Source organism: Bacillus sp. FSL L8-0193, from assembly GCF_037976065.1.
Lineage (GTDB): Bacteria > Bacillota > Bacilli > Bacillales > Bacillaceae > Bacillus > Bacillus paralicheniformis.
In genome coordinates, this window is sequence record NZ_CP150261.1 from 2,638,660 (window position 1) to 2,658,580 (window position 19,921).

Annotated in this window: 25 protein-coding genes; 1 reads left to right on the forward strand and 24 read right to left on the reverse strand. The window is 46.9% G+C overall.

Annotated features, from left to right (window positions below):
- Window positions 1-24: 24 nt before the first annotated feature.
- The 24 genes from argR to MHH76_RS13185 form a co-directional block, all read right to left on the reverse strand.
- Window positions 25-474 carry a transcriptional regulator ArgR gene (argR, locus tag MHH76_RS13070; protein WP_020452129.1) on the reverse strand — a complete coding sequence of 150 codons (450 nt, stop codon included), beginning with the start codon at window positions 472-474 and terminating at the stop codon, window positions 25-27.
- Window positions 475-637: 163 nt separating this feature from the next.
- Complete coding sequence (locus MHH76_RS13075) at window positions 638-1,483, reverse strand: TlyA family RNA methyltransferase (protein WP_020452130.1); 846 nt, start codon at window positions 1,481-1,483, stop codon at window positions 638-640.
- Window positions 1,480-3,381 carry a 1-deoxy-D-xylulose-5-phosphate synthase gene (gene dxs / locus MHH76_RS13080; RefSeq protein WP_023855166.1) on the reverse strand — a complete coding sequence of 634 codons (1,902 nt, stop codon included), beginning with the start codon at window positions 3,379-3,381 and terminating at the stop codon, window positions 1,480-1,482. Before dxs ends, MHH76_RS13075 begins: the two co-directional genes overlap by 4 nt.
- Window positions 3,382-3,613: 232 nt before the next feature.
- Entirely contained in the window at window positions 3,614-4,504 is an 891-nt protein-coding gene (locus tag MHH76_RS13085) for a polyprenyl synthetase family protein (protein ID WP_023855167.1), read from the reverse strand.
- The gene (locus tag MHH76_RS13090; RefSeq protein WP_023855168.1) at window positions 4,494-4,754 is read right to left on the reverse strand and encodes an exodeoxyribonuclease VII small subunit; all 261 of its coding nucleotides are present in this window, start codon (window positions 4,752-4,754) and stop codon (window positions 4,494-4,496) included. Before MHH76_RS13090 ends, MHH76_RS13085 begins: the two co-directional genes overlap by 11 nt.
- A complete protein-coding gene (xseA, locus tag MHH76_RS13095) occupies window positions 4,747-6,096 on the reverse strand; it encodes an exodeoxyribonuclease VII large subunit (protein WP_020452134.1) in 1,350 nt (449 codons plus the stop codon). Before xseA ends, MHH76_RS13090 begins: the two co-directional genes overlap by 8 nt.
- Window positions 6,097-6,178: 82 nt before the next feature.
- Complete coding sequence (gene folD / locus MHH76_RS13100; RefSeq protein ID WP_020452135.1) at window positions 6,179-7,027, reverse strand: bifunctional methylenetetrahydrofolate dehydrogenase/methenyltetrahydrofolate cyclohydrolase FolD; 849 nt, start codon at window positions 7,025-7,027, stop codon at window positions 6,179-6,181.
- Window positions 7,028-7,043: 16 nt separating this feature from the next.
- Complete coding sequence (nusB, locus tag MHH76_RS13105; protein WP_020452136.1) at window positions 7,044-7,433, reverse strand: transcription antitermination factor NusB; 390 nt, start codon at window positions 7,431-7,433, stop codon at window positions 7,044-7,046.
- A 291-nt stretch (window positions 7,434-7,724) separates the two neighbouring features.
- A complete protein-coding gene (locus MHH76_RS13110; protein ID WP_031304734.1) occupies window positions 7,725-8,108 on the reverse strand; it encodes an Asp23/Gls24 family envelope stress response protein in 384 nt (127 codons plus the stop codon).
- A 47-nt stretch (window positions 8,109-8,155) separates the two neighbouring features.
- The gene (gene accC / locus MHH76_RS13115; RefSeq protein ID WP_020452138.1) at window positions 8,156-9,508 is read right to left on the reverse strand and encodes an acetyl-CoA carboxylase biotin carboxylase subunit; all 1,353 of its coding nucleotides are present in this window, start codon (window positions 9,506-9,508) and stop codon (window positions 8,156-8,158) included.
- A gap of 11 nt (window positions 9,509-9,519) precedes the next feature.
- Entirely contained in the window at window positions 9,520-9,999 is a 480-nt protein-coding gene (gene accB, locus MHH76_RS13120) for an acetyl-CoA carboxylase biotin carboxyl carrier protein (RefSeq protein WP_035338362.1), read from the reverse strand.
- 173 nt (window positions 10,000-10,172) lie between these two features.
- Window positions 10,173-10,808 carry a SpoIIIAH-like family protein gene (locus MHH76_RS13125; protein ID WP_023855171.1) on the reverse strand — a complete coding sequence of 212 codons (636 nt, stop codon included), beginning with the start codon at window positions 10,806-10,808 and terminating at the stop codon, window positions 10,173-10,175.
- Between the two features lie 3 nt (window positions 10,809-10,811).
- The gene (gene spoIIIAG, locus MHH76_RS13130) at window positions 10,812-11,507 is read right to left on the reverse strand and encodes a stage III sporulation protein AG (protein WP_020452141.1); all 696 of its coding nucleotides are present in this window, start codon (window positions 11,505-11,507) and stop codon (window positions 10,812-10,814) included.
- Window positions 11,500-12,129: a stage III sporulation protein AF gene (gene spoIIIAF / locus MHH76_RS13135; RefSeq protein ID WP_020452142.1), complete on the reverse strand. Its 630-nt coding sequence runs from the start codon at window positions 12,127-12,129 to the stop codon at window positions 11,500-11,502. The genes spoIIIAG and spoIIIAF overlap by 8 nt, the downstream gene beginning before the upstream one ends.
- Window positions 12,130-12,140: 11 nt before the next feature.
- The gene (gene spoIIIAE / locus MHH76_RS13140) at window positions 12,141-13,346 is read right to left on the reverse strand and encodes a stage III sporulation protein AE (RefSeq protein ID WP_020452143.1); all 1,206 of its coding nucleotides are present in this window, start codon (window positions 13,344-13,346) and stop codon (window positions 12,141-12,143) included.
- 21 nt (window positions 13,347-13,367) lie between these two features.
- On the reverse strand, window positions 13,368-13,763 hold the full coding sequence (gene spoIIIAD, locus MHH76_RS13145; protein ID WP_256164082.1) for a stage III sporulation protein AD: 396 nt from the start codon (window positions 13,761-13,763) through the stop codon (window positions 13,368-13,370).
- Between the two features lie 12 nt (window positions 13,764-13,775).
- On the reverse strand, window positions 13,776-13,982 hold the full coding sequence (spoIIIAC, locus tag MHH76_RS13150; protein WP_003183409.1) for a stage III sporulation protein AC: 207 nt from the start codon (window positions 13,980-13,982) through the stop codon (window positions 13,776-13,778).
- Between the two features lie 22 nt (window positions 13,983-14,004).
- Window positions 14,005-14,520: a stage III sporulation protein SpoIIIAB gene (spoIIIAB, locus tag MHH76_RS13155; RefSeq protein ID WP_020452145.1), complete on the reverse strand. Its 516-nt coding sequence runs from the start codon at window positions 14,518-14,520 to the stop codon at window positions 14,005-14,007.
- Entirely contained in the window at window positions 14,514-15,437 is a 924-nt protein-coding gene (gene spoIIIAA / locus MHH76_RS13160; RefSeq protein WP_020452146.1) for a stage III sporulation protein AA, read from the reverse strand. The genes spoIIIAB and spoIIIAA overlap by 7 nt, the downstream gene beginning before the upstream one ends.
- A 91-nt stretch (window positions 15,438-15,528) precedes the next feature.
- Window positions 15,529-15,810, reverse strand: coding sequence for a YqhV family protein (locus MHH76_RS13165; protein WP_003183412.1), 282 nt, complete (start codon window positions 15,808-15,810; stop codon window positions 15,529-15,531).
- 162 nt (window positions 15,811-15,972) lie between these two features.
- Window positions 15,973-16,530, reverse strand: a complete 558-nt coding sequence (efp, locus tag MHH76_RS13170; protein ID WP_020452147.1) for an elongation factor P — start codon at window positions 16,528-16,530, stop codon at window positions 15,973-15,975.
- A 31-nt stretch (window positions 16,531-16,561) separates the two neighbouring features.
- A complete protein-coding gene (locus tag MHH76_RS13175) occupies window positions 16,562-17,623 on the reverse strand; it encodes a Xaa-Pro peptidase family protein (RefSeq protein WP_020452148.1) in 1,062 nt (353 codons plus the stop codon).
- Between the two features lie 15 nt (window positions 17,624-17,638).
- Complete coding sequence (aroQ, locus tag MHH76_RS13180; protein WP_020452149.1) at window positions 17,639-18,076, reverse strand: type II 3-dehydroquinate dehydratase; 438 nt, start codon at window positions 18,074-18,076, stop codon at window positions 17,639-17,641.
- 79 nt (window positions 18,077-18,155) lie between these two features.
- Window positions 18,156-18,692, reverse strand: coding sequence for a YqhR family membrane protein (locus MHH76_RS13185; RefSeq protein ID WP_020452150.1), 537 nt, complete (start codon window positions 18,690-18,692; stop codon window positions 18,156-18,158).
- 251 nt (window positions 18,693-18,943) lie between these two features.
- On the opposite strand from MHH76_RS13185, the gene MHH76_RS13190 reads away from it, so the two are divergent.
- Window positions 18,944-19,897, forward strand: coding sequence for a DUF1385 domain-containing protein (locus MHH76_RS13190; protein WP_020452151.1), 954 nt, complete (start codon window positions 18,944-18,946; stop codon window positions 19,895-19,897).
- Window positions 19,898-19,921 lie beyond the last annotated feature (24 nt).

Genomic DNA, 19,921 nt, shown 5'->3' on the forward strand with positions numbered 1-19,921 from the left:
TGACACCTCTTTTCAGGCCTTCGTTTATAAAAGCTCCAATATTTTCTTCTGTACGATTTTGGTATCATCATGCGTCCGGCAGATGATCAAAATGGTATCATCTCCGCAGATCGTTCCCATGATTTCTTCCCAATCCAAATTGTCCATCAGCGCCCCGATCGCCTGCGCGTTGCCCGGCATTGTTTTTAAAACGATCAGATGGCTGGCTGAGTCGATTTTGACAAATGCGTCCATCAATGATCTTTTTAATTTGGAAAGGGGATTAAAGCGCTGATCAGCAGGCAGGCTGTATTTGTAGGAACCGTTGTTTGTCGGCACCTTGACCAAATGAAGCTCTTTAATGTCCCGCGAGACGGTGGCCTGCGTCACATTATAGCCGTCTTTCTTTAAAATATCGACAAGCTCATCCTGCGTTTCAATTTCATTAGCGGTGATAATCTCCCTGATTTTAATATGCCTTTGACCTTTGTTCATTTCACACCTCGTTTTATACACAAATTGTGTATGTTTATACATTTATGTTAAATGATTTTGTCGGAAAAGTACATGTTTGCAGTAAAAAAGGAATAATAGCCCACTATTATTCCTTTTTGCGTGCCGGCCACCCTCGCATTCGCCGTACGACTCTCAAGGGTTTTTAATCACGCGGATCCGTTTTTTTCGCTTTTAATGTCTTGTGAGCTTCTTCGACAATTTGATTGATCGTTTCTTCTGCTATCGGCGTGCCAGGTTGCTCTTCTCCGTCCCAATGCAAATGGAGAAGGAATTCGATGTTGCCGTCGCCGCCGGTAATCGGCGAAAACGAGACGTTTCTGCAGTCATATCCTTCCCGAGCCGCAAACCGGCTGATGTCATCAAGCACAGCTTGATGGACGAGGGGATCGCGGACGATCCCTTTTTTCCCAACGGATTCCCGCCCTGCTTCAAACTGCGGTTTTACGAGAGCGATGCAGTCGCTTCCCGGAACTAAAATGCTCTTAAGCACAGGCAGGATGATTTTCAGTGAGATAAAAGAGACATCGATCGTCGCGAACTCCGGCAGTCCTTCCGTAAAATCGGCAGGTGTGCAATACCGGAAATTCGTGCGTTCCATCACTACAACCCGCTCATCCTGTCTCAGCTTCCAGGCGAGCTGATTATACCCGACATCAACGGCATATGAGCGGAGAGCGCCGTTTTGCAGCGCGCAGTCTGTGAAGCCGCCGGTGGAAGAGCCGATGTCAATCATCAGCTTGCCTTGAACGGAAAGCTGAAACTCTTTTAATGCTTTTTCAAGTTTTAATCCGCCTCTTGAGACGTATTTTAACGGGTTTCCTTTAACGGTCAGCGGAATCGTGCGGTCGACCTTTTCGCCCGGCTTGTCCAGTCTGTTTTCATTCGTATAGACGATGCCGGCCATGATGGCTCTTTTCGCTTTTTCCCGCGTTTCCATTAACCCTCTTTCTACTAATAAAACGTCGAGCCGTTCTTTTTTTCCTGTCATGATCCAATTCCTTTATGAGTCTTTACGGGCGTCAATAGTCTTATTCGTCTGATGACGTCTTCTTTTGTCATTCCGATCTCTTCCAGAAGCTTGGCGACGCTGCCGTGTTCAATAAATTGATCAGGTATCCCCATTCTATCAATGATCGGGCTGTATGACTGATGTTCATGGGCATACTCAAGGATCGAGCTGCCGAATCCGCCTTGGAGCACAGCCTCTTCGATCGTTAAAATCGGAAGCCCTTCGTTCAGGATTTCCATCAGCATGTTTTCGTCAAGCGGCTTGATAAAACGGGCGTTAACCACTCTGACCGAACGTCCTTCTTTCTGCAGCTCCTCCGCGGCAGCAAGCGCCATCGGAATGGTGGTGCCGAATGTTAAAATGACCGCGTCTGTCCCGGGTCTCAGCACTTCCCACGTTCCGATCGGGATCGTTTTCAATTCTTTATCCATTTTGACGCCGAGTCCGTTTCCGCGCGGAAAGCGCATGGCAATCGGGCCGTCATCGTATTTGACAGCCGTGTTGACCATGTGCTGGCCTTCGTTTTCGTCTTTCGGCATCATGAGAACCAAATTCGGAATATGCCGTAAAAAAGCAATGTCAAACACGCCCTGGTGTGTTTCCCCATCAGCGCCGACTAGGCCCGCTCTGTCAATGCCGATAAATACATTTAGGTTTTGCCGGCAAATATCATGGACAACCTGGTCATAAGCGCGCTGAAGAAATGTCGAATAGATCGCCAGAAACGGCTTCATATTCTGAGTCGCGAGACCAGCCGCCATCGTTGCCGCATGCTGTTCCGCAATGCCGACATCAAACATGCGCTCCGGAAACTCGCTCGCAAACCCTTCAAGTTTTGAACCGACAGGCATGGCCGGAGTAATGGCTACAATCCTTTCATCCTCGCGGGCAAGCTTCCTGACCGTTTCGCTTACGAGCGCGCTCCATGACGGCGCAGCGGCTTTCGGCTTAACAAAATCACCGGTATCGATTTTATATGGGCCGGTTCCGTGCCATGTGCCGGTTTTATCGGTTTCCGCAGGCTTATAGCCTTTTCCTTTTTTCGTAATAACGTGGAGGAGTACCGGGCCTTTCGTCTTTTTCGCATACTGCATGTTTTCAAACAGTTCATCATAGGAATGACCGTCTACAGGCCCTAAATACGTAAATCCGAGCTCTTCAAAGAACATCCCGGATACCAGCAGGTATTTCAGGCTGTCTTTGATCCGCTCGGCTGTAGCGGCAAGCTTCCCGCCAACAGCAGGAATCCGCTTGAACAAATACTCAAGCTCATCTTTGACCCATTGATATTTTCCGGCTGTGCGCAGCCTTCCGAGCATGGAATGAATCGCTCCGACGTTTGGAGCGATGCTCATTTCGTTGTCATTCAAAATGACAATCATGTCTTTTTGCTCATGGCCGATATGGTTAAGCGCTTCAAGAGCCATGCCGCCGGTCAGTGCACCGTCTCCGATGATCGGGATGATATATTCGTTTGTCCCTTTCAAGTCTCTCGCAGCTGCCATCCCCATCGCACCGGAGAGAGAAGTCGAACTGTGGCCCGTTTCCCAGACATCATGTTCGCTTTCATTCCGCTTTGGAAAACCGCACAGTCCTTTATGCTGACGCAAGGTGGCGAAGTCCTTTCCGCGGCCGGTCAGCAGTTTATGGACATACGATTGATGCCCCACATCCCACAAAAACTTATCTTTCGGGCTGTTAAATTCTTTATGCAATGCAATGGTAAGCTCGACAACGCCGAGATTCGGACCAATGTGCCCTCCGGATTCAGAAAGCGTTTCAATTAAAAAACGGCGAATTTCAGCGCTCAAGCTTTCCAGTTCTTGATTTGAAAGGTTCTTCAAAAATGCAGGGTCCTTTATCGATAACAGATCCAATCGGATCAACTCACTTTCAGCATGATTTCTGCAAGTATGCGCCTTGCTTCATTTTAAGTTTCAGCTTGAATTATTATATGACGAATTCATCCCCATGCGCAAACTTGCATATGCGGACGCTTCGTTTGAAAAAACAGCCGCTAACACAACGTGATAACGGCGCGGCGTTTTAGAGTTCAACTCTTTATATTTTAGCATAATAAGCCTTTGATGCTCAAATGGAAGCCCTGTATCAATGATCCCTTGCGGCAATCATATCGCAAAACTCGTACATAAGCTCTTTTTCAAGCGGAAGCTCTGAAATCAGCCGTTTTGCTTTTTCAATATGTTCATCAAGCTTTTTGTTGGCGCCCTCAAGCGAAAGGAGCGACGGATAGGTCGATTTTCCGTTTGTCTCGTCAGAACCGATCCGTTTGCCGATTTTATCCTCTGATCCTTCAAGGTCGAGAATGTCATCTCTGATTTGGAAGCCGATGCCGATATGATGGCTGAATTCGCGGAGCTTTTCGATCTCTTTTTCAGATGCATCTGCTAGAATCGCCCCCGCGATGACGCTGAAGCTGAGGAGTTTAGCCGTTTTTCCTTCGTGAATCCGCTGCAGTTCATCAAGAGAGACAGACTTTGATTCCGCTTCCATATCTAAAATCTGACCGCCGACCATGCCTTCAGCCCCCGCTGCCGATATCAGCTCATTCACCAGTCTGATGCGTTTTTCAGCAGATACATCAGAAGGCATATTGGAAGTGATCATTTTGAAGCTTTCGGTTAATAAGGCGTCTCCGGCGAGAATGGCCGTCGCTTCCCCGTATATTTTATGGTTTGTCGGCTTTCCCCTTCTGAGGTCATCGTCATCCATACAAGGGAGATCGTCATGGATTAATGAATACGTATGGATCATTTCAACCGCGCACCCTACCGGAATTCCGGCTTCTTCGTCTTTTCCGTACGCATGAAGAAGCGCAAGTACCAAAATCGGTCTCAGCCGTTTCCCTCCGGCTTCCAATGAGTACAGCATGGATTCCTTAAGGATGGACGGCGCTCGCAGGTCTTTAATATACATCGGAAGGCGTTCTTCAATTACTGTTTTTCTCGATTTTAAAAATCCGTCAAGTTTACCGGTCACCTTTTTCCTCCTCCCGAACACTGAAAGGAGCTAATTCCCCATTTTCCCGCAAAATGTAGTCCATCTGCTTTTCGACATTTTGCAGTTTTTCGTGGCACATTTTCGAAAGAGCCATCCCTTCCTGGAAGTAGTCGATCGCCTTTTCCAAAGGCACATCCCCTTCTTCAAGCTTTGATACGATCTGTTCCAGACCTTTCATCGCCTCTTCAAATGTCAGGTCTTCCCGTTTTGTTTTGTTTTCTTCAGCCATTTGTTTCGCCTCTCTTTTGCAGTACCTCACAGGTCAGCGTCCCATCGTTTAATGTGACGCGGATCTCGTCTTTTTCATGAACCTGTTCAATACTTTTAATCAATTCGTTTTCTTTATATGTCAAACTGTACCCTCTTTCCATCACTTGGAGAGGGCTTAATGCATTCAGTTTACCAAGAACCGTTTGAAACTGCGAGTGAATCTGCTTAAGCTGCACATCCATATTCCGCTTCAGCCGGACTGTCTGCTCTTCATGCCTCTTTCTCGCTTGTTTAAGCTGCTCCTCGGGATGAAGCATCTCCAGCTTGTATGTCTGTTCGTTCAGTTTTTGTTTTTTGCGTTCAACGGTCATCGCCAGCTGTTTTTGGAAACGGTCGAATATCAGGTCGAATTCCTGTTCCTTTTGGGCATACAGCCGTTTCGGGTAGCGGAAGGCATAAGAGGACTGGAGGGTTTTCACGCGCTCCTGCCGCTTTCTTAAATCCTGCTTCATCGATTTTGCAATTCTCGCTTCGAGCGTTTTCAGACGCTCCAGCAAATCAAGCATATTAGGTACGGCCTGTTCGGCCGCTCCCGTCGGGGTCGCCGCGCGCAAATCCGCAACAAAATCGCTGATTGTAAAATCCGTTTCATGCCCGACGGCGGAAATGATCGGAATGTCGGAAGAAAAAATGGCCCTGGCGACAGCCTCTTCATTAAATGCCCACAGCTCTTCGATCGATCCCCCTCCGCGTCCGACGATTAATACATCGCATAACTCTCTGCGGTTAGCCTCTTTGATGCTGCTGACGATGGACTCGCCCGCGTTTACTCCTTGAACGAGCGTTGGAAAGACGATCACTTTTACAAGGGGGTATCTTCTTTTAATGGTGGTGATCACATCGCGTACAGCCGCTCCGGTTGGAGATGTGACAACACCGACGACGGATGGGAACGCGGGGATGGGTTTCTTATGTTTTTCATCAAACAAACCTTCTTGCGACAGCTTTTTCTTAAGTTCTTCATACGCGAGATGAAGCGCACCTATGCCGTCAGGCTGTATTTCTTTCGCATAGAGCTGATAATTGCCGCTCGGTTCATATACCGAAATGCCGCCTCTCACCAATACCTTCATCCCGTTTTCAGGGGTAAAGGCGAGATTTCTGTTTTGTCTGGCGAACATGACGGATTGAATGCGGGCGTTATCATCTTTCAGTGTAAAATAAATATGGCCTCTGCTATGTATTTTAACATTTGACAGCTCGCCCTTGATCCAAATATCTTCAAGATGGGGGTCCACGTCAAATTTGCGCTTAATATATTTTGTCAAAGCCGTGACCGTGACAAATGAAATTTCACTCATGGCACAGTCTCCTTTCTAAGAAGGCACAAGCACGTTCATCCGCCGGCGCGAGACCAGGCGGATGAACGGCTGTACATTAAAGTTAAATTGTACGCTTCGCTGATTTAACCGTGTTATGGGCCAGCATTGTAATCGTCATCGGACCGACACCGCCCGGTACGGGTGTAATATAGGAAGCTTTTTCCTTCGCTTCTTCAAAATCGACATCACCGACGAGCTTTCCGTTGTCAAGGCGGTTAACGCCGACATCAATGACAACGGCTCCCTCTTTCATTTGATCCGCTTTGATGAAATTCGCCTTTCCGACAGCGACAATCAGAATGTCGGCTTTTTTTGTGTGAGCCGTAATGTCGGCCGTTCTTGAATGGCAGTACGTAACGGTTGCGTTTTCGTTCAAGAGCAGCTGCCCTACCGGCTTTCCGACGATATTGCTTCGCCCGACGACAACAACCTCTTTTCCCGACAGATCAATCTCGGTTTTCTTTAAAAGCTCCACGATGCCCGCAGGCGTGCAAGGTAGAAATGTATCTTCGCCAAGCAGCATCTTTCCTACGTTTAATGGATGAAAACCGTCAACATCTTTGTCAGGGGATATTCTTTCAATCACCGCTTGTTCGGAAATATGATCCGGAAGAGGCAGCTGGACAAGAATTCCGTGAAAGTCGTTATTTTGGTTGTACTGGTCAATTACTTCAAGAAGTTCCTGTTCAGAGAAACTTGCATCGAAATGATCCAGCTGAAAACGAATCCCCATGGCTTCAGCTGCTTTTTTCTTTCCCCGTACATATGAAAGAGACGCCGGATCATCACCAATTAAAATAACGGCCAGTCCCGGGGTCACTCCTTGTTTTTTCAGCTCTTCAACTTCCTTGGCCAGCTGCCCGCGCTTTTCCTTTGCTGTTTCTTTCCCGTCGATGATGGTTGCTGTCATTTGCTCTCCTCCTAGATTATTCAAGATCGGATTTAATGTTAGAAAGAACACCGTTTACAAACTTCGCCGACTTGTCATCTCCAAATTGCTTGGCCAGTTCAATCGCTTCATTCATAGAGACGTTGACAGGTATGTCTTCTAAAAAAATCATTTCGTAGGCGGACAAACGCAAAATCGCGCGGTCGACATTCGCCAGCCTGTCAAGCTTCCAATTGACGAGATGCCGTTTGATCATCTCATCGATTTTCTCTTTGTTCTCTAAGACCCCGTAAACAAGCTGCTCGAAAAAAGCGTCGCTTTCCTGCCCGTCCAAGGCGTGCTGCATCGCTTCATTCGGTTCTGTATCACTGACATCAATCTGGAATAGTGACTGCAAAGCCTTTTCTCTTGCTGTTCTTCTTTTCATTCTTTCTTTTTCTCCTTTAACCCTCTTTGCTGCTTGCCGTTTAAGCCACAAAGAGATCATATCATATTTTTAGTCTTTCCGCATGCAAAAATCGCGGTTTTATCGTCAATAACCGAATAATAAGAAACAAACATTTGTTATCATTCGTTTTTCGAACTTCTTTGCAAACTTTCCGGTTCCTCTTATTTTTGGTCGATAACAGCGGAAAGATGCTTTTAAACGTCATTTTTAAAACGGAACATGAAAAAACCAAAGGGCCGTCATTCCCCTTGGTTCTTCCACTTCACCGCACTACATCTCTTGATCGACTTCCACCTCGTGCGTTTTTGAATCGAATTGAATGCCAACGATGTGAATATTGATTTCATTAATCGAAAGAGCTGTCATATTGAGAAGCGTCTGGCGGATATTATCCTGAACGGCATTTGCAACTTTAGGAATCGAAACGCCAAACATCATCACGCAATAAACATCAATGATAATTCCGTCATCTGACAAATCAACTTTGACGCCTTTGCCGTGATTCTTTTTTCCAAACCGTTCCACGACACCTGTCGCAAAATTGCCGCGCATTTCAGCTACGCCTTCAACTTCGGAAGCTGCGATTCCGGCAATGACTTCGATGACCTCCGGAGCGATTTCCACTTTTCCTAAATGATTGTCTTCATGGCTCATTTCCAATAAGCTGTTGTCGTCTTTCAATATGTTCACCTCCGTTAAAATTACGACCCCATTACATCATATATTTCTAAAAACTTCGTATTGAATTCTCCGCTTACGAATGTTTCGTGCTCGAGCAGTTTCAGATGGAACGGTATCGTCGTATGAACGCCTTCGATGACGAATTCGCTCAACGCTCTTTTCATTCTTGATACAGCTTCTTCCCTCGTCTTCCCGTATGTGATGACTTTTGCAATCATGCTGTCGTAATAAGGAGGAATCGAGTATCCCGGATAAGCCGCAGAATCCACTCTGACGCCGAGCCCGCCCGGAGGCAGATACATCTCGATTTTTCCCGGAGAAGGCATGAAGTTTTTCTCAGGGTTTTCCGCATTAATCCGGCATTCGATGGCCCAGCCGTTAAAAGTGACTTCATCTTGGGTGAGGGCTAATTTTTCACCTGACGCCACTCTGATCTGCTCTTTAATCAAATCAACGCCCGTCACCATCTCTGTTACCGGATGCTCAACCTGAATGCGCGTGTTCATTTCCATAAAGTAGAACTTCTGCTCGCGGTAATCGTAGATAAATTCAACTGTTCCCGCGCCCGTGTACTTAACGGCTTCAGCCGCTTTGACAGCCGCCTGCCCCATTTGCTCCCTGATTCCTTCATCAAGCGCAGGTGAAGGAGTTTCTTCAAGCAGCTTTTGGAGCCTTCTTTGGATTGAACAGTCGCGTTCACCCAAGTGAATCGTATTTCCGTGTGTGTCCGCAAGCACTTGGATCTCGACGTGTCTGAAGTCTTCAATGTACTTTTCAATGTACACACCCGGGTTGCCGAAAGCGGTGGCCGCTTCCTGCTGAGTGATTTTAATGCCGTTGATCAGTTCTTCTTCCGTACGGGCGACCCTGATTCCTTTTCCGCCGCCCCCGGCAGTTGCCTTTATAATGACAGGATACCCTATATCGCGCGCTAATGAAACCGCATCTTCAATATCTTCAATAATTCCTTTGGAACCCGGTACGATCGGAACGCCAGCCTGCTGCATCGTTTCCCTGGCAACATCCTTTGTCCCCATCTTAGAGATCGCGTCTGCTGTCGGACCGACGAAGGTTACGTTTACCTCTTCGCAAAGCTCGGCAAAATCGGCGTTTTCCGCCAGGAAACCGTAGCCCGGGTGAATCGCATCAGCGCCGGTCATTTTGGCGACGCTGACGATGTTCGTTATATTCAAGTAGCTGTCTTTTGATAGCTTAGGTCCGATGCAAAATGCTTCATCAGCCATCTGAACATGGAGCGCCTCTCTGTCGGCCTCGGAAAAGACGGCTACTGTATCGATCCCCAGTTCTTTACAAGCTCTGATAATTCTGACAGCAATTTCTCCCCTGTTCGCAATTAATAGCTTTTTGATCATCTTATTGCTCCTTACTCTGCTTTTACTAAAAATAAAGGTTGTCCGTATTCAACCAGCTGGCCGTTTTCAACCAATACTTCAACGATCTCGCCTTTCACTTCGGCTTCGATCTCATTAAAGAGCTTCATTGCTTCCACAATGCAGACGACAGAGGATTCTGTTACCTTCGAACCGACTGTTACGTAAGGGTCGGCTTCAGGCGAAGAAGACGCATAAAACGTTCCGACCATCGGAGAGGTGATTTTGTGGAGGTTTCCGCCGTCTTTTGCGGCTTCTTCTGCTGCAGGCGCATCCTGAACTTGCGCTTGCATCGCGGGAGCTTCCGGAGCCGGTGTTTGAACAGGCGCCGCAGCCACTTGCTGGATGGTTTGCACGGTTCCGCTTTGTTTTTTCAGTTCAACCTTCGATCCTTCGTTTTCGTATGTAAATTCATTTATCGAAGATTCATCAATTAATTTTATCAACTGTCTGATTTCATCAATGTTTAACATGCTATCGCACTCCTAATGAAAAAGATTTTACGCATTTATCAGTTAGTACTAAAAGTACATACTATATTCATCTTACAGGAGAGGAATGCCGAATTCAACTACAATCATGAGCGCCCTGCATCAACAGGGGCCTCAAGCATAAAAAAATCCCGCTTTTTGCAAGCGGGACATGTTTACTCTGCTGGCTCGAACGTCACAGCCACATCGTTTAAGTTTTTCACTTCTTTTGCGACGATGTCGATGATATCGGTGGCAGCGGCCTTCGAGTGCTCCTTCGCCTTCACCGTAATATTGACTTTATCGCCGTCGGCATTGACCAAGGCGTCTTTATAGCCTTTTGTTTTGATCAGCGTTTCAAGCGTCTTTTCCGTTCCTTCAGCTTCACTGAGCTCTGTCATCTTGTCGTAAGCTTCGCTTTTTTCTTTTGCCGTCGCTTTATCGCTTCTGACGATTTCGGTTAATTCCTCCCTCTCCCTGCTGCGCTGATCGTCCATTTCCATGCGGTATGTTGTGAATAAATCTTCATCACCGGATGATTCTTTTGTTACAACTTCTCCGTTCTGCTCACTCGCAGACGTTTCTTTATCTTTTGTGTCTTTCCCTTCAGTTTTGTCTTTAGCAGGCGCGGTGTCTTCTTTGCCATCTTTGGCAGGCTCTTCTTTCATCGGTTTTTCTTTTTCAGCAGCGACTTGTTCTTTGTCATCCACCGTGACGACATTTTCTCCTTCAGGCGACATAATGTAGTAGACACTCAGCACAACGACGAGACTTAACATGGTTAAAAGCCAAACCGTTTGTTTTTTCAGCATCATTTATGAATCCTCCTTCATTTTTTTAGGGGCAACAGCGACGCGGTGGCTCGGAACATCAAGAACCCTTGTCACTGCTTCAATGATGGTCTTTTTTATTTGAACGTTGTCGACTCCTTGAGCGACAACGAGAACACCCCTGATATCGGGCTTTTTCGTCTGAACGACGACAGGCGTCTCTTTATCTCCGTTTTTGATGATGACAATTTCTTCGTCAGAAGACATTTCAGACACCGTTCGCTTGCCTCCCTGTTTATCTGTCTCATTCGTTGAAGTCTCCTGGGTTTTTCTATTTTTCTCGAATATTTTCAATGAGGTTGCATCAACATTGACGACGATTGATACGTCTTCCACGCCGATAATCGTTTCCAATATGTCTTTGAGCTGATTCTCATATTCCTGTTCGTAATCTTGGATCGAGTCCTTCGGTTTGTCATCTGAGGCGGGTTTGAACACTTCTTTTTCACCTTCACCGCTCTGTCCGGCGCTTTCAGACGAAGCTTTTTGTGAAGCCGACGGCTGATCTGCCGCTCGATCTTGAGAAGGTTCGGAAGAGAAGATTTGACTGACGAGCATGAAGGAAACGCCGAGAACAAAAAGCAGCAGAAAATAGTGATATTTCGTCAGCTTTTTTCCGTTTTTCTCGTCTTTGGGTAGCAGGTGGCCGATCAGCTTTTCGATCCAGGTTCTTTTATTCATTGCCGCTTCGTTCTCCCCCTTCAATATGAACTGTAATCTTGTCGGGGCTTATTTCCCATATGCCTGCAAGCTGTTCTCTGACTTCCCCCGTCTCTTTCTTTTCTCTTTCTCGCATTGGCTGGTAGCCTCGATCCGTATTGATTTCGACAGGAGCGACGGCTTGGACCGTTTTTTCGGATGCCGGTTCTATGAATACCGAGACTTCCGCATGCTTACTGAGATCTTTCTCTGTTTTCAGCTGGCCGTCAGAAGAGACCGCGACTCGGTCAATCTTGTATTTGTCGCTGGTAAACCTTCCCTCTGCGCTCTTTTTCAATTGAACAGCCATCTGTTCTAAGATATATGCTTGTTGTGAGGCTTGTATTTCTTTTTTTTCTGAATTCAACTGATTTTTTATTTCGTTTGACTGAACTTGTCCGTTTTTTGTAAGCCTCTCAAAGATTACATCCGGATCGGTCCTGAATAAAGAGAAGATCGGATTCAGTATCACAACGATCAAGAGCAGGCTGATCACCATTTTCGCGTATTTTTGCATGCTCGAATTCGGCAGAAGCATATCGATGACGATCGCCATCAGAATAAATAGAATAATGTTCGTGAGCCACTCTGTCAGAAATTCCATCTCATCCCTCCCTACTTCATCATCATCGTCAAATTCCCCGCTGTAATGATCACGGTTAAGCTTAAAAAAAACATCAGCGAAACGATGGCCATGGCCGCGAAAATGTAGATGACGCTTTTGCTGATGACATCCAGGCAGCTGATCACCGGACCGCCTCCGAGAGGCTGGAGAACGGCTGCGGCAATTTTGTATATGAGCGCGAGGGAGAGGATTTTGATTGCGGGAAAGGCTGCGATGCAAATCAAGATCGCCACCCCGAGTATCCCGACGGTGTTTTTCAACAGGAGAGACGCGCTGATCACCGTGTCCGTCGCTTCGGTAAACATGCGGCCCAATACGGGGATGAAGTTTCCGGTGATGAATTTGGCCGTCCGCAAAGTAATGCCGTCCGTCACTGCGGCTGAGGCGCCCTGAACCGAGATGACACCGAGGAACACGGTTAAAAATGCAGCCAGCGTGCCGATCGCCGCGTTTCTGAGGAGCTGAGCCAGCTGTGTGACTTTATACTGGTCCGTCATCGTGCTGACAATGCTTAAAATCGCTGATAAAAACAAAAGCGGCAGCACGATATATTGGATAAACAAGCCGCTCGTGTTCATGAGAAAGAGAATGACCGGATGAAAAAATGCGGCTGAGGCGGCTCCTCCCGAAGTCGCCATCAGCGCTAGAAGCAAAGGTACGAGCGACAGAATAAAGCTTGTCATCGTCTGGATCGCTTCATTCGCATATGTGACGGCAACCCGAAAGCTGTTGAGCGCAAGAATGATCAGCACCATGTAGACAATTGCATACGCCACTTTGCTGACGGTGCTTTGCTGAAACGCGTTTTGCAAAAGCTGAAGCAGCACGCAGAAGATGGTCAACAGGATCAGCGTCCCGAGCAGTTTCCCGTTAGCCAGCACTTCATGAAACAAGTAAGAAAACAGCGCTTTGCTCCATTCCTCAGGCGAAAAGTGCTTTTCACCTTTGACAAATTCAAGCAGGCTTCCTTTTTGACTTTCGGGAAGGTGTCCTCCATACTCAGTCAAAATGTTGTTCCAGAACTCCCCGACCCGGTCAAGCTCCAAACCTTCAGCCTGCTCTCTGGCCATCGCTTCAGCCGATTCTTCCGCGGCGGGTTCCCCAACCGGCTCCGCTTCTTTTGGCGAAGCTTGTACATCATGCGCTCCAAAGCATACGATTCCTATGACCAAGAGCCAGAACAGAAAACGCTTCACTCAGGAAATCCTCCTTTCTGACTAAGACATGGAAGGGATGAGTCCGATGATCGTTTCGATAATGACGGTTAAAATAGGCACGGCCATGACTAAGATGAGGATTTTGCCTGCCAATTCGATTTTTGAAGCAATCGCACCCTGTCCGGCATCTTTCGTCAGCTGGGCGCCAAACTCCGCTATATAAGCAATCCCGATAATTTTCAAAATCGTTTCGACATACATCATGTTGATGTTGGCATTGGCAGCTATTTTTTCAATCATCCGAATGATTTCGTAGACTTGATCGACTAAGAATAAAAAAATCGTGCATCCGGCAAAAACGACAATCATAAAAGCAAACGTCGGTTTTTGCTCTTTCACAATCAAGCTGAGGAAGGTGGCGATCATTCCCAATCCTACGATTTGTACGATTTCAATGAGTGAGCCCCCCTATCCTTGAAATAGAAAGACAGCTTTTATCTTTTGGAATAGATCATCGACAACAGTAGCCACCATGAACAATATATAAATGAATCCTAAAAGCGTGACCCATTGGGCATATTCCTTCTTCCCCATTTGATCCAGTATGGTGTGAAGAAAAGCGACGACGATCCCGACGCCGGCAATTTGAAAAATAATATTTACGTCTACTCCCATTTCGTGTATGCTCCCCTCTTCATTACATCAATAGAAGAATCAGCAGCAGTCCCGACAAGAACCCAAGGCTCTTCACCATTTTTTCATTTTTCGCCTGGGCGAGATTTGCTTCAGCTTCCTCTGTCTCTAAATGGGTTAACGCCAGTTTGATATGTTTTTGCTGAGAAATCAGATCATGACGGCCAAGCGTTTCGCCGAATTGCCGTAAAATCTCGTATTCTTTCTTTTTGAGAGCCGTTTCGGGCCATACTTTCTCCAAGCTGTCTTCCCATGCCGTCCCCGCTGAAGCGCTGCCTTTTTCCAGCTGTTCTGCAAATGTCTGAAACAAAGAAGCTATCGGCCCGGAAAGCTGGTGTGCGATCTGCTTTGACGCCTGAAGGAGCGGTGTGTGCCCGTACATGATTTCAGCCTCTAAAGACTGCAAAGCGGCCAACAGCTGGCGGATTTGCTTCGGTCTATCCCTGAAAGGCTTCGCCATTTCAAATCCTGTCCATGTGGCTGCTGCCAAAATAAGCACGGCACCTAAAAGCTTCAGCATGATAACATCCTCTTCGCCGCACCGAGCGGCTCTCCATTCCCGTTCAAGATGCGGCTCAGGCTGCCGGGACCGTTCTTTCTGGATAGTTCCACGATTCTCTCAAAAACCCGGTGCTCCTGAAGCATTTTCAATGATGGACGCCTGGCGATATCGGCATATGAGGAGCCGTGAGCCGAAACGATGACAGACACCCCCGCATGGACCGCTTCCAAGAGCGCTTCTGCGTCTTCCATTCTTCCGATCTCATCGGCGATCATAACCTCCGGACTCATCGATCTGATCATCATCATCAGGCCTTCCGCTTTTGGACAGGCGTCAAGGATGTCTGCCCGGTCGCCGAGCCGATATTGCGGGATGCCGTTTACACAACCTGCGATTTCAGACCTTTCGTCGACGATTCCCACCTTTTTGGCAGACACGTTGCCGCTCCCTGAGCTGATCAGCCTGGCGAGATCTCTGAGCAGTGTTGTTTTTCCGGTTTGCGGCGGACCGATGATCAGCGTGTTCAGCCACGAGTTTTGAAATAAATGAGGGACATACGGTTCGGAAATGCCGATTTTTTCTTTGGCAATGCGGATATTAAATGATGATATTTCTCTGATTCCTTTGACTGCTCCGTTTTCGACGACAACCCGGCCGGCAAGCCCCACGCGGTGTCCGCCTCTGATCGTGACATATCCTTTTTTCAATTCCTCTTCCAGTGTATACATGCTGTAATTTCCCAGCCTGTTTAAAAGAAGCGCCGAGTCTTCAGGCGTCGCCGCATAAGGGAGAAAGCGTGGCTTTCCTTTGTTCACCAGTTCGAGCGGACGACTTGTCCGAATCCGAATTTCTTCTATCTGATTGATTTCATGGTCGCCAAGACCGTTGAGCGCGCGTTTGATCGTATCGGGGAGAATCTCTGTGATGTGATGCAAAAACACTCCCTCCTCTTTTTGCTTGTCTTCTATAAAAATGTATGATCAACGGAAGACATTATGACAAGTCGGTCTCTCTTATCATGTGTCACTATTTATAGATCCCCGCGATGATCAACACCACTCCCATAAAGATCAAAATCAGCTTTGCGTAAGAAAGCTGCCCTGCAATCTGATAGATGCCGATTGTCATTGTAATAATAAAGATGAGCGGTCCGACCATCGCAAGCACACTGTTGACCGCCACGGCTTTTCTGACGTCGTTTGTCAAAAGCATTACGACAGCCGCCGTCAGTTCGATCAAAGATGATACCACTCTTAACGCAGCCATTGTCAAAACCGTCGGATTGACTTGTCCAAAGAAAAGCTTCATGATCTTAAACCTCCAGTAACACATCCTCTTTTTTTACAATCTATGCTCCTCATTGAAAAAGTAGTCTTCCGATTTTTCTATTTGGCCTGTGAGAGGTAAAAGATTTCAGACAGCAAAAAAAGAGCCGGCTTCAATGAAGCCGGCTCTTTCCCGCTGTTACTCTTATGCTCTTGATACGTAAGATCCGTCAGAAGTATTGACAACAAGCGTATCTCCTTCGTTTACGAAGAACGGTACGTTGACAACAAGGCCTGTTTCTGTTTTTGCCGGTTTTGTTCCGCCTGAGGCTGTGTCGCCTTTAATGCCCGGTTCTGTTTCCACAACTTTCAGTTCAACTGTATTCGGAAGTTCGATTCCGATCGTCTCTGTCTGATACATCATGATGTGGACAGACATATTTTCAAGCAGGAATTTGAGCTCGTGTTCGATTTGCTTCTCGTTCAGCTCAAGCTGCTCGTAAGATGTCGTATCCATAAAAACGTGCTGGTCGCCGTTGGCATACAAGTACTGCATCGTTTTTGTTTCAATTTGGGCGCGTGCCACTTTTTCACCTGCGCGGAATGTTTTTTCCTGAATCGCGCCTGTGCGAAGATTTCTCAGTTTGGAGCGGACAAATGCCGCACCTTTTCCCGGCTTAACGTGCTGGAAGTCAACAACGCGCCAGATGCCTCCATCTACTTCAATCGTTAATCCTGTACGAAAATCGTTTACTGAAATCATGATTATCCTCCTATTGCTCCAATCAAACGGATTATAAAATAATTAATTCTTTCGCGGAATGGGTAAGGGATTCGTTTCCTTCCTCTGTCAGGACAATATCATCTTCTATCCTGACCCCGCCTTTTCCCGGTATGTAAATTCCCGGTTCAACCGTTACAACCATGCCTTTTTCAAGCATCTGGTCCGAACGTGCTGAAAGCGCCGGACTTTCATGAACTTCCATGCCGAGGCCGTGGCCTGTTGAATGACCGAAATACTCGCCGTAGCCTTGTGAAGATATGTAGTCCCTTGTATAAGCGTCAGCCTGTTTCCCGGTGATTCCTGGCTTGATGCTCCGCATGCCGATAGCCTGCGCCTCAAACACGGTTTGATAAATGCGTTTCAGCTCATCATCCGGCTCTCCTACCGCGACCGTACGCGTTATGTCCGAGCAGTAACCTTTATAGTAAGCCCCGAAGTCCAATGTCACAAGGTCGCCTTTCTCAATCGCTTTGCCGCTTGCCACTCCGTGCGGCAGACTTGAGCGTACGCCTGATGCCACGATCATATCGAAGGACGAATGATCCGCTCCCTGGCTCCGCATGTAAAACTCGAGCTCATTGGCGACTTCAATTTCGGTGATGCCGGGCTTTATGACCGTCAGAATATGGCTGAATGCATCATCTGCAATCTTTGCAGCTTCCTTTAATATCTTAATCTCTTCACTAGACTTAATCAAGCGCAACTTTTCCACAGATTGAGAAACAGGAACGAGTTCAGCTGCGCCAAGCTGCTCTTTGTAGGCGGCATACGTTCCGTATGTCATTTTATCCTGTTCAAAACCGATTTTGTTTATCCCCATCTCTTTGATCACTTCGGCGGCCTTTTGAACGATTCCGCCGGCATGCTGAACAATGTCAAAGCCTTTGACTTGATCTTTCGCCTGTTCTGTATAGCGGAAATCTGTAATAAAGACCGCTTGGTCGCCGGAGATGACCGCCAGTCCTGAAGATCCGGTAAATCCGGTGATGTACCGCAGATTAACGCTGCTCGTCACCAAAATCCCGTCAATACCCAAACCGCCGAAAAGCTCTCTCAATTTGTTTAGTTTCATTGTCCACTAGTCCCCCTATTTGTTATTTGCGTTCATAAAATAACAGATGGCCAGCTTATAACCTTCAAAGCCGAGTCCCGTGATCTGGCCTCTTGCAACCGGAGCGATGACCGAGCGGTGCCGGAACTCTTCCCTCGCATGAGGGTTTGAAAGATGGACCTCAATCACCGGTATGCTGATTGCTGCCACCGCATCGCGGATGGCATAGCTGTAATGGGAGAAAGCCCCCGGGTTCAGGACAATTCCATCGTATTGTTCCTCTGCCTCATGAAGAGCATCAATCAGGTCCCCTTCGTGGTTTGATTGAAAAAAAGTCAATTCAATCTGAATGCCTTCGGCAAATTGAAAAAGTTTTTGTTCCAAATCAGTTAATGTGTCTGTACCGTATACATCGGGTTCGCGTTTTCCAAGCCGGTTTAAATTCGGTCCGTTCAATATTAAAATATGCGGCAACTCTGCCTCCCCCTTCTCATCACGCAAAAAAATGTCCACTTACAGTGAACATTTTATCATATTGCTTCCTGATCAGGCACTATTCTCTTGTTTCTCCAAGGGCCCGCGTCAACTTTTCAGAATTGAGCTCATTGTATTCAAACGAAATGGAATAGCCGACGAATAAACCGTAAAGTAGGTAAATGCAAAGCGTCGTCACAACCGTTTCCCTCTTTAATTCAGCCACAGTCTGAACATCTGGGAACATCGGATTGAACAGGTAAAACACGACAGCCCACAAAACGGCTCCATATACAATGCCTGCCCACATGCCTTTGACCTGCTTCAAAGTGCCGTAGTAAAGCAGGGCAGCTCCGATGGAAATAACACCGATCAGCAGGATGCTGATAAACGTCCCGAGAAATCCGTTTTTCCAATCGCCGATGACAAAAGGCTGGAGAATCATGTTTGCATTGACTTCGGAGAACTTAAAAAGGTACGCAAGCTCACCGAGTGCACTCCAAAGCACTCCGCCGACAAAGCCAGTCGTGATCACCCTTCCGATGAAAGTCATCGGAGTTTCACGCTTATTTTGCTCAAGCTCTTCCGGCTGTTTTTGATTGTCTTCATTACCCATACAGTCCAGATCACCTCCATTTCCAGTATGTCCAAAAACAGCCTCGCCAACATCAGCTTTCCCGGATTTTTAAGATCCGAGTGTAAAAAGCATGAAAAAGGGTATACTTTAATTAGATTTGGCTTTGTAATAGGTTCGAATTTCTTAAATTTTTGAGCCCGTCAATCTAGAGGTTTCAGCGTTTTTCCTGTACAATAGGTGTAAGGAAATGGTTAATGTACTCATAGATTGATACAGATAGGTTGATGCAAATGTCAAATCAAACAAAACAGCCCGCATACGGAGGGCAGGCTGTCGTCGAAGGCGTTATGTTCGGCGGCAGGCGCCATTATGTAACCGCGATCCGCAGAAAAGACGGAAGCCTTGAATTTTTTAAGCTGCCTCGGAAAACCAATCCGGCGCTTGAAAAATTTAAAAAAATTCCTTTTCTCAGAGGGATTATCGCGATTATTGAAGCAAGCGCGAACGGCACCAAGCACTTGAATTTTTCGAGCGAACGCTATGACCTCGATCCTTCTTTAGACGATCAATTGAAAGAAGAGAAGCCGTCCAAGCTGACGATGATTTTTGGCCTCGCCGCAGTCGGCGTCCTGTCTTTTTTGTTCAGCAAGTTTATTTTTACGCTCGTGCCCGTTTTTTTAGCGGAGCTCACCCGTCCGGTCTTTCAGTCGGACGTCGCGCAGATTATGATCGAAAGCTTTTTTAAGCTGCTCCTTCTCTTAAGCTATATTTACGCCATATCATGCACTCCTTTTATTAAAAGAGTTTTTCAATATCACGGAGCAGAACACAAGGTCATAAACTGTTACGAGCAAAATCTGCCGGTCACGGTTGAAAACGTTCAGCGGCAGTCAAGACTGCACTACCGATGCGGAAGCAGCTTTATTTTATTCACCGTCATCGTGGGCATGTTTGTTTACTTGCTCGTTCCTACTGACCCTCTCTGGGTCCGTATTTTGAATAGACTCGCACTGATACCCGTCGTTCTCGGCATTTCATTTGAAGTTCTGCAGCTGACAAACAAACTGAGAGACATCCCCGTATTGAAGGTGCTCGGCTATCCGGGTTTGTGGCTGCAGCTTTTAACAACGAAAGAGCCGTCTGACGATCAGGTGGAAGTCGCCATCGCAAGCTTCAATGAGCTTCTTCATATGGAGACCAAAGCAGAGGACGAACAGAAGGAACCTTCTAATATCGTAATGTAATGCAACGAATTGGTTAATTTTTTG

Coding starts and splice junctions, on each gene's coding strand:
- folD (WP_020452135.1), bottom strand. CDS start 7,027: ATGACAGCAACCATCATCGACGGGAAAGAAACAGCAAAGGAAAAGCGC.
- argR (WP_020452129.1), bottom strand. CDS start 474: ATGAACAAAGGTCAAAGGCATATTAAAATCAGGGAGATTATCACCGCT.
- MHH76_RS13075 (WP_020452130.1), bottom strand. CDS start 1,483: ATGACAGGAAAAAAAGAACGGCTCGACGTTTTATTAGTAGAAAGAGGG.
- MHH76_RS13090 (WP_023855168.1), bottom strand. CDS start 4,754: ATGGCTGAAGAAAACAAAACAAAACGGGAAGACCTGACATTTGAAGAG.
- spoIIIAF (WP_020452142.1), bottom strand. CDS start 12,129: ATGGAATTTCTGACAGAGTGGCTCACGAACATTATTCTATTTATTCTG.
- MHH76_RS13165 (WP_003183412.1), bottom strand. CDS start 15,810: ATGAAGCTTTTCTTTGGACAAGTCAATCCGACGGTTTTGACAATGGCT.
- MHH76_RS13110 (WP_031304734.1), bottom strand. CDS start 8,108: ATGAGCCATGAAGACAATCATTTAGGAAAAGTGGAAATCGCTCCGGAG.
- MHH76_RS13185 (WP_020452150.1), bottom strand. CDS start 18,692: ATGGGTAATGAAGACAATCAAAAACAGCCGGAAGAGCTTGAGCAAAAT.
- spoIIIAG (WP_020452141.1), bottom strand. CDS start 11,507: ATGAATAAAAGAACCTGGATCGAAAAGCTGATCGGCCACCTGCTACCC.
- xseA (WP_020452134.1), bottom strand. CDS start 6,096: ATGAGTGAAATTTCATTTGTCACGGTCACGGCTTTGACAAAATATATT.
- accB (WP_035338362.1), bottom strand. CDS start 9,999: ATGTTAAACATTGATGAAATCAGACAGTTGATAAAATTAATTGATGAA.
- nusB (WP_020452136.1), bottom strand. CDS start 7,433: ATGAAAAGAAGAACAGCAAGAGAAAAGGCTTTGCAGTCACTATTCCAG.
- spoIIIAC (WP_003183409.1), bottom strand. CDS start 13,982: ATGGGAGTAGACGTAAATATTATTTTTCAAATTGCCGGCGTCGGGATC.
- MHH76_RS13125 (WP_023855171.1), bottom strand. CDS start 10,808: ATGCTGAAAAAACAAACGGTTTGGCTTTTAACCATGTTAAGTCTCGTC.
- MHH76_RS13175 (WP_020452148.1), bottom strand. CDS start 17,623: ATGAAACTAAACAAATTGAGAGAGCTTTTCGGCGGTTTGGGTATTGAC.
- efp (WP_020452147.1), bottom strand. CDS start 16,530: ATGATTTCAGTAAACGATTTTCGTACAGGATTAACGATTGAAGTAGAT.
- MHH76_RS13190 (WP_020452151.1), top strand. CDS start 18,944: ATGTCAAATCAAACAAAACAGCCCGCATACGGAGGGCAGGCTGTCGTC.
- spoIIIAB (WP_020452145.1), bottom strand. CDS start 14,520: ATGCTGAAGCTTTTAGGTGCCGTGCTTATTTTGGCAGCAGCCACATGG.
- accC (WP_020452138.1), bottom strand. CDS start 9,508: ATGATCAAAAAGCTATTAATTGCGAACAGGGGAGAAATTGCTGTCAGA.